This window comes from Pseudoalteromonas carrageenovora IAM 12662, assembly GCF_900239935.1.
GTDB lineage: Bacteria > Pseudomonadota > Gammaproteobacteria > Enterobacterales > Alteromonadaceae > Pseudoalteromonas > Pseudoalteromonas carrageenovora.
This window is the reverse complement of sequence record NZ_LT965928.1, coordinates 1,427,927-1,440,400: the sequence shown is the minus strand read 5'-3', so window position 1 is coordinate 1,440,400 and position 12,474 is coordinate 1,427,927. Positions and strand designations below refer to the sequence as shown.

The 12,474-nt window shown below is 39.5% G+C and carries 10 protein-coding genes and 1 riboswitch; of the genes, 6 read left to right on the top strand and 4 right to left on the bottom strand.

The window, feature by feature from the left end; translation table 11 throughout:
• Positions 1-89: 89 nt before the first annotated feature.
• Positions 90-1,412 (bottom strand): sodium-dependent transporter, encoded by a 1,323-nt coding sequence (locus ALFOR1_RS06590; RefSeq protein WP_104642433.1) that lies wholly within the window; start codon positions 1,410-1,412, stop codon positions 90-92.
• A 139-nt stretch (positions 1,413-1,551) separates the two neighbouring features.
• Between ALFOR1_RS06590 and ALFOR1_RS06585 the strand changes: the two genes are divergently transcribed.
• The gene (locus tag ALFOR1_RS06585) at positions 1,552-2,307 is read left to right on the top strand and encodes a 4'-phosphopantetheinyl transferase family protein (protein ID WP_104642432.1); all 756 of its coding nucleotides are present in this window, start codon (positions 1,552-1,554) and stop codon (positions 2,305-2,307) included.
• 9 nt (positions 2,308-2,316) lie between these two features.
• On the opposite strand, the gene lysC is transcribed toward ALFOR1_RS06585, so the two are convergent.
• Positions 2,317-3,708 (bottom strand): lysine-sensitive aspartokinase 3, encoded by a 1,392-nt coding sequence (lysC, locus tag ALFOR1_RS06580; RefSeq protein WP_104642431.1) that lies wholly within the window; start codon positions 3,706-3,708, stop codon positions 2,317-2,319.
• 75 nt (positions 3,709-3,783) lie between these two features.
• Positions 3,784-3,956, bottom strand: a riboswitch (Lysine riboswitch).
• A 98-nt stretch (positions 3,957-4,054) separates the two neighbouring features.
• Complete coding sequence (gene nhaD, locus ALFOR1_RS06575) at positions 4,055-5,302, bottom strand: sodium:proton antiporter NhaD (protein WP_058548909.1); 1,248 nt, start codon at positions 5,300-5,302, stop codon at positions 4,055-4,057.
• A gap of 212 nt (positions 5,303-5,514) precedes the next feature.
• Here nhaD and ALFOR1_RS06570 point away from each other — a divergent pair, with 212 nt between their 5' ends.
• From ALFOR1_RS06570 to ALFOR1_RS06550, 5 genes are all read left to right on the top strand, one after another.
• Positions 5,515-6,786, top strand: coding sequence for a hypothetical protein (locus ALFOR1_RS06570; protein ID WP_104642430.1), 1,272 nt, complete (start codon positions 5,515-5,517; stop codon positions 6,784-6,786).
• A 3-nt stretch (positions 6,787-6,789) separates the two neighbouring features.
• A complete protein-coding gene (locus ALFOR1_RS06565; RefSeq protein WP_058548907.1) occupies positions 6,790-7,338 on the top strand; it encodes a condensin complex protein MksE in 549 nt (182 codons plus the stop codon).
• Positions 7,335-10,112: a coiled-coil domain-containing protein gene (locus ALFOR1_RS06560; RefSeq protein ID WP_104642429.1), complete on the top strand. Its 2,778-nt coding sequence runs from the start codon at positions 7,335-7,337 to the stop codon at positions 10,110-10,112. Before ALFOR1_RS06565 ends, ALFOR1_RS06560 begins: the two co-directional genes overlap by 4 nt.
• Before the next feature lie 108 nt (positions 10,113-10,220).
• Positions 10,221-10,772, top strand: coding sequence for a DUF4136 domain-containing protein (locus ALFOR1_RS06555; protein WP_104642428.1), 552 nt, complete (start codon positions 10,221-10,223; stop codon positions 10,770-10,772).
• 579 nt (positions 10,773-11,351) lie between these two features.
• Positions 11,352-11,789, top strand: a complete 438-nt coding sequence (locus ALFOR1_RS06550) for a hypothetical protein (protein WP_158657435.1) — start codon at positions 11,352-11,354, stop codon at positions 11,787-11,789.
• On the opposite strand, the gene ALFOR1_RS06545 is transcribed toward ALFOR1_RS06550, so the two are convergent.
• Positions 11,786-12,277 (bottom strand): peptide-methionine (S)-S-oxide reductase, encoded by a 492-nt coding sequence (locus ALFOR1_RS06545; RefSeq protein ID WP_104642426.1) that lies wholly within the window; start codon positions 12,275-12,277, stop codon positions 11,786-11,788. The two genes, ALFOR1_RS06550 and ALFOR1_RS06545, sit on opposite strands and share 4 nt — an antisense overlap.
• Positions 12,278-12,474: the final 197 nt, after the last annotated feature.

Sequence of the window (12,474 nt, the reverse complement as noted above, 5' to 3'; positions counted from 1 at the left end):
TAAATAGACACAAAAAAGCGAAGTGAGTTTATAAGTTCACTTCGCTTTATTAATCTATTTTTAATGCTAGCTCTATGGCTTAGCCATAATCACCCAAAGGCTACGTTAGCAAATACCAGGGTCATTAATATTGGGCACACAAAACGAATGTACTGAGCAAACCAATAGTGAATCCCTGTTGTTGCTTCATGTAATTTATTCCCACGCTGCCACATCCAACCTACTGTAATAAAGTAAAATAATCCCATAAGCGGTAATTGGTATTGGGTAAACAGCATAATTACCAAACCAAATAACCAATCAAAGTTTAATATAATCGCGCTTGCACATATAAGTACGACTAAACTGACTGCCCACGTTGCTTTAGTGCGGTTCACATTATGGTTTTCGACTAAAAAGGCAACCGGGATCTCAGTGGTTGATATAGTTGATGTAACCGATGCAATTGACATAAGTACAAAAAACAACAAGCCGACTAATAAACCAATTTCGCCCATCGTGTTAAATAGCTCTGGTAAAATGGCAAAAATAAGCTGCCCTTCGCCAATTAATTTACCGCCGTTAAACACTTCAACACCGTTATGCTGCGCTACATAAATGGCAGGCACAATGAGTAAACCGGCTAAAAACGCCACGCTTGTATCGAGTAGTGCAACGCTTGCGGTTAGTTTTGGAAGGTTTGCATCTGGCTGTAAGTACGAGCCGTAAATCATCATACAACCTACACCTAATGAGAGCGAAAAGAACGCCTGCCCCATTGCTGCAATAATTAAATTTGGGTCGAGCACTTGGCTAAAATCAGGTATTAAATACGCGGCAAAACCTTCGCTTGCGCCATCTAAGCTGGCTATATAAACAATTAAGCCAATTAATAAAACCAGTAACAACGGCATTAAACGGCGCGACCAGGTTTCAATACCCGACTTAACCCCTTTTAAAATAATGCTGGCTGTTAAAATAAGCATAAGTGGCGTAAATACAAAATTACGCAGTACCGAGTCACTGTGTAAAAAGTCGCTTGCGGCATCAAAGCCAAAAAATGAGGTTATGGGCTCAATGGCGTATGAAAGCATCCACCCAGCTACAATAGAATAAAAACTAAGCATAACCACAGCGCCCGCAAGGCCAATATAACCTGCGGCAGCACCTATTTTTTTATTAGTATTTTGCCATGCATCGCCAAGGGCTTTTACTGGATTTGCTTGTGCCTTGTGACCTAAGTAAAGCTCAGTATAAAGCGCCGGCAATGCCAATAAAAAAATGACAATAAAGTAAACGAGTAAAAATGCACCACCACCATGGTTGGCCGCTTGTGTAGGAAAACCCCAAATATTACCTAAACCCACTGCTGCGCCAGCAGCGGCTAAAACAAAACCAAATCGGCTTTGAAAGCCATCACGCACTTGTGCCATACATCTACAAATCTGTTATTATTTTGATAGTTGTGAATTAAACCATATTTCATGCCAGCTGAGTAATAAAATTGCTCGTTGAATAAATAAGCTCTGCTAACCGCTCATAATTACAGCGGCTCACTCATTTTAAGCATTTATGACCGCACATTATTTTAAAAACACCTTAAGTATTACTCCTATTCAATTAACAAACTTACCGTTAGCTAATAACAGTATTTTATTATTTGATGCTACAAAACTAGATGTGAGTAAATTTAATTTACCTGATTACTTTAGCCCGTTTGAGCTGAGCGTTATAAACCGCCGTAAAAGAGCGCAAGCAAAACAAGAATACTTGGCTACCCGTATATTGCTAAAACAGCTGGTTAAAATAGCTAAGCCACACTACGCAAACACACCGCTAAATGCTATGAGCACTCAATTTGACGAAGCGAGCGCAAAACTACAGTTATATGTTAGTGACGAGGTTATTAATACCTGTATTTCGCACTCTCATGGTTTGGTTGGCGTAGCACTTAACTTAGCTAAAACTGAGTTTGGTTTTGATATTGAAAAAATAAGCTTAAAGCGCCCATTTGAAAAGCTCGCTAAGCATTTTTATCACGCAGACGAAATAGCACTAATTGCCAAGCCAAGTAATACGCAAACCCAAGCTAATACCTTTTTTAGAATTTGGACATTAAAAGAGTCGCTTGCTAAAGCCACCAGCCGCCCTATTGCTAAATTGCTTAGCCCTAATGTGTTTAACGAGTTAAATATGGCAACACTCAGTGCGTCAAGTAACTGTGTTACCGTTGAAAGTAATGACAAACACACCCAATTTGATGTAACTGTAGCGCATAAAAAAAGCACCGACTGGCGATGCTTTTTAATAACAGACTTTATACTTTAACTGTTTATTTTACACCTCTAATAGGCGGCTATGTATAGCTTGTACCACGTTATCTGACTCGCCCTGCTCTACTAAAAAGCAAAGGTTGTGCTTACTTGCACCATGGCAAATTAAACGAATATTAAACTCTTTTAGTACATTCATTAGGTTCATTTCGTGCTGACGAAGCTGTATTTCTGAGCCAATAAGCGCCACTAACGTTAAGTTGTTTTCAACCGATACATGACAAAATTCAGCAAGCTTATCTAAACACGCTTGCTCAAGCTCTGGGCGAGAGGCATTAGGCGCGTTATCGAGGGTAATGGCTACGCTTATTTCAGAGGTAGTAACTAAATCTACCGATATATTAAACTCACTTAAAATGGTAAACACGCGGGCTAAAAAGCCACTTGCCAATAGCATTTCAGGGCTTTTAAGGGTGAGCAATATTTGGTTTTTACGTTGTGTTACGGCGCGTATACCTGGTTGCTGCGATTTTTCACGCTCAATCCATGTACCACCGCGCTCTGGCTCACGGCTTGAACCTACAAATACATTAATGTGGCTGCGACTCGCTGGTAAAATAGTGGCTGGGTGCAATACTTTTGCGCCAAAGGTGGCCATTTCTGCGGCTTCGTCAAAGCTTAAACGGGCTATAGGTGTTGCTTTTGCACACAAACGAGGGTCTGTGCTAAAAATACCCACTACGTCGGTCCAAATATGTACGCTTTTAGCGTTAATCGCTTCAGCAAGTAATGCAGCGCTGTAATCTGAGCCACCACGGCCAAGCGTGGTTGTTTGGCCAAATTCGTCGCTGCCAACAAAACCTTGAGTCACAATTACCTGCTCATCTAATAGCGGAATTAATACTTCTTTAGCCGCTTGCGCTGTGGCTTTAACATTAGGTGTTGCTTTACCAAACTGGCTGTCGGTTTTAAGTACTTTTCGTACATCAAAACGGTCAGCATTTAAGCCTTTTAAACGCAGCACTTGTGCAAATAAGTACGACGATAAACGCTCACCAAAGCTAAGTAGCTCATCGTGCTGCTGATCAGTTGTTAGTGTTTCAAGCGCTAGTGTTTGGAATGCTTTTAATGTTTCGTTAAAGCCTACGGCTAAATCGGCATCAAGCGATAATTCATCTAAAATAGCGTGCTGAATGGCTAGCACGCCGTCTATGTGTTCTTGGCGCTGCTCTGGGGTAATACTTGATTTACACAGTGCAACTAAGTGATTAGTTACGCCGGCACTGGCGCTCACAGCTACAATACGTACGCTTTTATCTGCAACGATAATTTCGCTGCAGCGACTCATCGCTTCAAAGTTTGCAACACTGGTTCCGCCAAATTTGGCAACGATGTAATCTGATTTTGCGCTGAACTCTGTTTTAGGCACTGTTTGTGGCGCTGATTGGGTAGTCATTTAGTCTCCTTTCGCGGTATCCAAACCGCAATAAAACAAGAAGAACTTGGCAAAGGAATGCTTGAAGATAAGTCCGCTGCCAGAAGCTCTCCACCTATATTGGTGACAGTTTTGAGGATTCAGCCCCATAAACCGAAAAACAATAGCGACGTACCATTGTTTTTCTCGGCGAGTACTTCCCTCTTTAATGGTTATTGGCGTTCGTCACCTACCATTAAATACCTAAGTATCGCACCTCTTCTGAATGCTTTATTAACCATTGGCTAATAAAACAAAGCCCCGCTAATTAGCGGGGCTTTGAAAGTTATCGTTTAGACGTCTAGGTGTCAAGCATTTATAGTAAATATTAAACAAAACCACCCATAAAGTAAGCGCCTGCATAACCTACGGTATAACAAATTAATAATTGCAGCGATAATTTAAAGTAGCTAGTAAAAGTAAGTGCTTTAAGTTTGCTCATGGCAATAATACCCGCTGCCGAACCAATTATAAGCATTGACCCACCTACACCTGTTGCATAGGTAAACGACAACCAATGTTGCTGACTCATTACTATATCTGCTTTTAATAGCGCAGCAGTAAGCGGTACGTTATCAACCCCTGCCGATAGTATTCCCATTAAATAGTTAGCGTATTCAGGTGCCATTACTGTATATAAATCGGTAAATTTACTTAAAATACCAATTTCTTTTAATGCGCCAACAAGTAAAAGCACACCCACAAAAAACAGTAGCGTGTCGTATTCTATGTCGCGCACAAAATCGATGATGTCTTTGTTTATATCTTTTTTGCGCATTAAAAATTGCGCCACTAAAAACATAACCGATAAGCCAAATAAAAACGTTAATAGCGGCGGTACGCTATAAATTACGCTAAGTGTTAACGTACTTACCACGGTTGATAAAAAAATGATGGCGATGGTAATGTCGGTTTTTTCTATACGTTTTTTTTGCGAGCCCACAAACTCTATTTGCCCTTTCATACCAATAGAGAGTAAAAGCGCTAATAGCATTACACTTATAAACGCAGGCGCTATAAGCAGTAATAAGTTTGCAATAGAAACCTTGCCGTCCAAAAATATCATTAAGGTGGTTACATCACCGGTTATTAGCGATACACCGCCAGAGTTAACCCCAAACACAATAAGTGTGGCGTATTTAATGAGCTTTTTAGTTTCAAGATTTAACGACATAACCACAGCAAGTGATATAAGCGTAGCGGTTACATTGTCAGAAATAGACGAAAACAAAAAAGCAAAGCCGCCCACTAAAAACATAAGCTGCCGTTCGCTAATGCTTTTAGGCATAACCCGGTGCACAATATTTTCTATAAATCCTTTAGAGTTTAAATACGCAACAAAGGTCATAGCGGCCATTAAAAACAGCCACAGTGAGGCTATTTCTAATATGTTTTCGTTAAGAAGATGCTGAATAGTTGCTGGGCTTTGCCCATGAAGAGGGTTAACAAAAAGTATAATCCAACAAAGCGTTCCAAAAAAGAGTGTTGTTTTAGCTTTATTTACGTGAATTATATCTTCTATAACGATCAGTAAAAAGGCAATCGCTATTAGGGTTAAAATTATCGAGGGGACCATGGTAGTTAAATAACCTTTGATATAGTTTTAACAGAACGTTCAAATAACTCACATTTGATCGTTCCTAATTTTGGTGCGGATTTTAGCACCACAGATGTGCAAAAACTATTATTAAATGGTCTTAAAAACGAATACTATATGCAGGCAAAATACGTAATAATGAGTCCTTTGTAAGAACTCAATAATAAAATACTAGGATGTTGTAACCTCATATGATCCCAGCTAAAAAGCTGCTAAATACCCTTAGCGAACATTGGGGTGTTTTAGAGCTATTATTTAAACGTTTTAAAATGGCCGACTTTAGCCTAAAAGACGTACAAAACGCCATTAAGCAAAAGCAGCCCACATGGACAAACGAGCGCATATACAAAGAAACAAATCGCTTGCTCAATCAAGATATACTCATTCCATTGGCTAAATCTTCTCAGCTTGAAATTAACCGTGCCATTGCCGATTTTGCGACCTTTTTATTACAAGAAGAACACCTAGGTTTAGCACAAGAAATTAGCGTTTTGGTTGATGACTTAGCCCGTCTAGGAAACCGTTTAGATAATGCTGGCGAAATGGAAGACTTTGACGATTTGCGCCGTTTTAGCCGCATTATGGATGATCGGGTGCGTAAAATAATGAAGCTCTACGCGCACAACGAAAACGCCATATTAAATATTGTTGAGCAAGCTAAGTCTGATCACGCTGTGCAATCTTTACAAAAGCGCTACAAAGCCGTAATAGAAGCCTTTGACGAATACATAGAGCCGATGCTTGAAATGGTCGATATTAGGGGCGATTTTCATGCCTGCTTTACAATTATTGAGCAACAAATAAGTAAGCAAATAGAGCACATTGAGCGCTCGGGTAAAGCCTACAACGACAAACGCATGCTTGAGCAGTTACGTACCCGTATACTCGAAATGCATTTAGTTGGCCGAGAAAGCTTACGTAAAAGTGCCGATATGCTCATGCCACTGCGCGAAGAACTACGCCGTAATAACTTAATTACCCGCCAAGCGGCAAAAGTGCTCGGCCTGGTGCGTAAAAATGGCGTAGACAACATGCTGAGTGCGGTACAGCCAAACTTTGTAAGCGATGCGCAGCGCTATTCGCTTGGGCAGCAGCGCCATATAGTGGCTTACATGGCAAGCTTAGTGGAATTTGAACATGAAGAATACCAGCTTCCAGAGCAACAAGACGTACCGGCTTTTGTAACGCCTAACATTCCTGATTACCACGATGTTAAAAAAACCTTTGCAAAACGCTTTAATAAAAAACGCAAAAAGCCTCAACCACTGCTGCAATTTTTAGATGAAAGCTATCCCGACCTAGACGCCGACGAAATGCTATTTTTGTATCAAAAACTAGTCAGCGACAGCGACGTGCATATTAGCCAAAGCGATGAAAAAACGCGCGTAAAAATAGCCGGCCAACACTTTTCATTATACCCATTTAATTCAGCGCCTCAGCCAGATACAAAGGCAGACGAGTAACACATGACACATATAAACCTAGACGAGCTAACACACCTGCAAGCCATTAATAAAAAATTAGTTGCGGGTTATCATATTTGCGAACAAGACAACGTAATGTGGCAAGAGCTTGACCAACACATAGACGCCTACAGTGCTTTATTTAACGCCCTTGGCCACGATTTAAAACACGACAGCCGCGGCTTTTACTACTTTACAAGTGACGAAAGCACGCCAAATATGGGCAAAATATCCCGTGCTATCGCACTTACTATTTACATTTTAATTGAGCATTTTGCCAATACGGGTAAAGACCCAATGCGCGCCTTGTTTGATGACGTAAACGATTTAGAATTGATGCAAACCTTAGTGCAAATTAACAAACACTTATTTGATCAGCTTGAGATATTTTCGGGCTCAGATTTACGTAAAGACGTATACCTGCGCATGGTACGTTTAGGCCTTGCCCGCGAAGTAGAAGGCGGATTTATGCTACAAGCGCCTATTCACCGCTATATTGATGCACTCATGGAAGTAAACGAAGAAACCTACATTACGGAGGACGAGGAATGAAAAACCTATACGGACTGAGTAAACTCGCCTTACTTAATACTGCAGGCTATGCAAAATGTGTGATCCCGCTTGATAAAAGCAGCTCTATTTGTGCACCTAACAATACCGGTAAAAGCTCGGTTATTAACGCTCTGCAATTTCCGCTTATTAACGATTTACGCTTAACCGAATGGGACGGACACGATTTAGATGAAACCCGTAAGTTTTATTTTTCATCGGATCAGTCGTACATTTTACTAGAAGCTAACCTCCCTCATGGCTCGGTTGTTATTGGTGTAGCGGGCCTTGGTAAAATAGCCGGTTACGCACATCAGTACTTTTGTTACCAGGGCAAACTTGATTTAGAGCAGTACACGCAAGGTAATACCATAATTAAGTTTACCAGGCTGTTTAATCATTTAAAATCGCTTAATTACAACCCTATTGAGCTAAAAGCACAAGAGCTGAACGCCCTACTTACCGGTGGCGCAACCCCGTTTGATGGCGACATTAATTTAAAAATGATCCCGCTTAATAACGTGCAAGACTCCGCTATTTATAAAGAAATTTTTAGGCGTATTCTTAACTTACACAAATTAGGCGCAAGCGATGTTAAACGCTTTATGCTGCGTGTGTTTGAGCGACATATGTCAAACTCTAAGGTTGATTTTTACGAAGTATGGCGTCGCTCGTTTGACAAAGTAAACCGGGCTAAGCGCGAATTAAAAGCCCTTGAATCAATGCAAGAGCCAATAAGCGCACTTGAATCAATGCTTGAAAATCAAACCGTGCTTAAAGGTAAATTAGCAGCGTACGCGCCTAAAATTGACCAAGCACTCATTGACTTTGACACCTACCAAGAAGAGCAGCTTAGTGAACTTGGTATAGCACTTGAAGACATTGAACACGAAAAGCACGAATTTGAGAAAAAACAAAGCCTATACGTACAGCAATCGCGCGATATAGAGCGCAAACAAACTCAAATTGAGCAATGGTTTTTAGATTACAGCGCCCTTAAAAGCGAGTTTGAACTGGTAAATAAAGCCACAATTAAAACCAACCTTGGCCAACTTAAGCAAGACTACGAGTCGCTTTCGCACTCTATTACCAGCGCACAAGGGCAAAGCCTGCACACGCTTGATTACCGTATTAGCGAAACGCAAAAACAAATCAAAAGTTTAAAACTGCAGCTTAAAAACCTTGAGTTTAATTTGTTTACCCGTATGCGCGAAGACCTATCACTTAAAGAAGTAGAAGAAATATCGCGCATTTTAAACCCCGACCTACTCTCGTTTGCAACCACCACTAATGGCGATATAACCATTAATGACGAAGACGCCTTTGGGGAGTTTTTATCGCTATTAAGTGAAAATGTTAAAGGCGGTGTGCTAACGCTTCCAGGCGCAAGTATTAAACTTAAAAAGCTCTCGCCAGTACACATGCAAAGCGGCGAAAACAAAGAGCAATTAACAGCGCAGTTGAGTGCACTTGAACACTCATTAAAAGAGTTTAAACAACAGCGCGAAGTGGCTGCAAATGTTGCCGATAAACAAAAAGAAAAAGACGCACTCTACGATGAACTAATGAGCCTTGAGAGCGCCCTAAAACGTTTAGAGCAATTTGAGGTAATGCAGCAGTCGGTAGACGCGCAAGCCATGCTAAAAGAGCAATTATTAGCAGAGCGCGAACAAGTTGACGACTACCTGCAAGACATTCAAAAAAATAGTGGCTCAATTGCAGATAGACGCTCGTTAATTAAATCGAAACAAGAGCAAATTAATCGTCAAACCGAGCGCCTACGCCAAGTTAAAAGCGAGCGAATTGATCACACTCTCGATTTATACAGCGGTAAAGTAACCCCATACATGATTGATATAACTGTCGATTTTGATAATTTAAGCGATTTAGTACATCACTTTAATAAAGACTGCCAAGAGCTGCGCAATTTTGACATAAACGTACGTAATACCTATTTGCATGTATATAACGCAGGCATTACTAAGTTCGATAACGAAAACGACGAATTTACTAAATACCAAAAATTAATTAGCGCATTTCACAACCTTGATAACGAACGCGATGCCGTTGAGCGCCAAGGACGCGTGGCACTAACCGAAGTAGCCGCAACCATTAAAGGCTTGAGGGAAGATTTAGACCGCCTTCGCCGCGAGATGAATAGCTTTAATAAAGGCATAAGCCAGCACCGTATTTCTAACCTTCAAGCGTTTAAAATTAACGTAATACCGCGCAAAATGCTGGTTGATAGTATTGATACTATTATCAGCACGTCGCATCAGTTTGAGCAAGGCGACACCCTTGATTTACTAAGCCAAGAACCCTTTAGCGAAAGCGCAGTAAACGAAGCAAAAGATCACTTAATAAAACTTGCCTCGGACAAAGCAGGCCTCACCTTAACTGATTTGTTCGACATTCGTTTTGAAGTGGTAAACCGCGCAGGTGAAACCGAACACTTTGAAAAAATAGACTCAGCCGGCTCAAACGGAACTCGTATTACTATTAAGTTATTATGCGGCATGTTGTTTATTCGTTACTTATTAAGCGATCAAGAACAAAACCTTTACCGTATACCTATTTATATAGATGAAGCGGCTGATATCGACCCGCAAAACCAAAAAGCAATTATAGAAACTGCACTGAGCTTTGGCTTTGTGCCTATATTTGCCTCGGTTAAGCCACAAATAAGTTGTGACTACATTGTGCCTATTCGTTCAGTAAAAGATGGCGCACAAAACTGGGTAGACGAAAAAGATTGGATAGAAGTCGAACACAGTTAATTGGCCATTAAGGCTCAGCTATTAAACTAAAATATAGAACGTTAAAATAATACACATTTAAATGATGTGTGTTATTTTAAGGTAACGCATTTTATTGGAGCAAACGTAATGAAAAATATACTTATTGTTGCAGCGCTAGCACTACTTACAGCCTGTACACAAACCCCTGATTGGGATTACGACAAATCAGCTAACTTTAGTAATTTTAAAACATTTGCTTGGGTAGAAAACGCGAGCTTAACTAAAGACACCACAAATTATCAAATTAACGGCTTAATGGAAAAACGCGTACGTACCGCTGTTAATAAAGAGCTTAGCCAAACGTTGGGTATGAGCTTAGTAGACGCAGCACAAGCGGATGTACTTGTTAACTACCATGCATCGGTAGATAAAGAGCTTGAAGTAGATACCTTTAACGTAGGTTACGGCGCTCGTTGGGGATACTGGGGTACAGGTTTTCAACGTGATACAACAGCCCGTGAGTATGAAGTAGGCACTTTAGTGATTGATATTATCGACCGCGAATCAAATCAACTTGTATGGCGTGGTGCTAAAGAAGGCCGTTTAAAGAAAAACCAATCGCCTGAGCAACGCGAAGCGTCAATTAAAGAAACAGTCGCTAATATTTTAAGCAACTTCCCGCCGCACAAGCAGCTGTAAGTTTAAGTTAGTTGTTTAAAAGCTCACAGTATGTGAGCTTTTTTGTGGCTGTTTGTTTTGGGACTTTAGATTTAAGTAATTACGAGCTATGCTCGTCACGTCAGCAAGCTGCACGTCTACAACTACCCCGAGCTAAATTTAAGTTGTAGGCGCTAATTATTTGTGCAAGAAGGAGAGCTTTAAATTATGTATAATTTTTCTAATATAATTAAAGTTTTGAGCCTATCTAAAGTAGCGTTGACAGTATTACCTTTATAAATAGATTTTAGCAAAAACACTTACATAACTCCCTGCGAATGGTATTTACAGTAAACTGAAGATCAAGCTATATTTGTTTTAGAGTATTAAGAGAATAAAAAGGTTAAATAAAGGATTAAAATGAAACCTACATGCCCTAGCTGTCAGAATAAAATTAATAGTACAAATATAATAAACACTAATAAAAAAGGATTTTTATTGAAAAGCAATGCCCTTCTTGCCTTGAATGGTTTGGTTTAAATAAAACACTAGAAGTTTTAAAAACAGCTGGAATATCACTTTTATTAATAACTAGCCTACTAAATATTTTCAGTATTAAAAGTGAATATAGCTCAATTTTCTCAACCGTTGGCTTTGCCGGAATATTTACAGCTATGCTTATTACTTTTTTTAGTAAACATGAAGCAATCAAATAATACTAAACCAAGAAAGAAGCCAAAAATAAAACACGCTAATATTAGTAATACTAGAATGCTGTTGAACCAAGTAGCATTCTCTTTGTTTTCTTTTGCTTTAGGGTTATTACTTATAATAATCGCAGTAAAATCTATATACGACGGTTATGTTCATACACCAACAGATTATCGTGTTGAATCTGAGGTTTATTTTTTCTCGACCTCTCCATTTGCTTATATTTTTAACCTTCTTTTTTACTTAGGATGTGGGATCTTTTTTTTAGCAGTACCATACCTAAGTAGAGACATGTTTCCGCGTAAAAAAAGAAAAACTAAGCAAAAAATAAACAATAGTTTTAATTAACTCGCTTTGTATTTATACAATAACTCAAAGGGTATATGGCAATAATCACCAGGGTTGTTAGTTAATCGGTCTTGATGCTCAGGATCGCTTGGTACGTAATTAGTAAGCTTCTCAACGCTTACTACAACTTTTTCGGCATCACTGCGCTTATTTATATAATTGCTTGCTGCGTCTAAATGGTTTTGGTGTTTGCTGTAAATAGCAGTGCGGTATTTAGGGCCTACGTCATCTCCTTGTTTATTAATACTATATGGGTCAATAATTTCAAAAAAGTAGTCAAACAGCTTATTTAGGCTAACGGCGTTTGGGTCAAAAGTTACCTTTACGCACTCTGCATAACCATCATATTCGCCATCTGTCGTTTTACTTGTACCATTAGCACGACCCGCTTGCGTACTAGCAACGCCTGGTAAGTGTTTCATAAACTCTTGTACACCCCACAGGCAGCCACCAGCAAAGTAAATAGTATTATGTTCTTTAGTATCCATTATAAATGTTACCTAATAAGTGATTATACCGATTGCATTAAAATAGTGTTCTATTATAGCGCCAAGAAAATAGCGCAATAACAAGGCGAAAATTATGACATATAGTTGTTCTATATAAATAATTTTTAACGGAGTGAGTGTGCTATTTAATACGATAGAATGACCATGTTTTTAATAAAGTCGGTATTACGTAAATG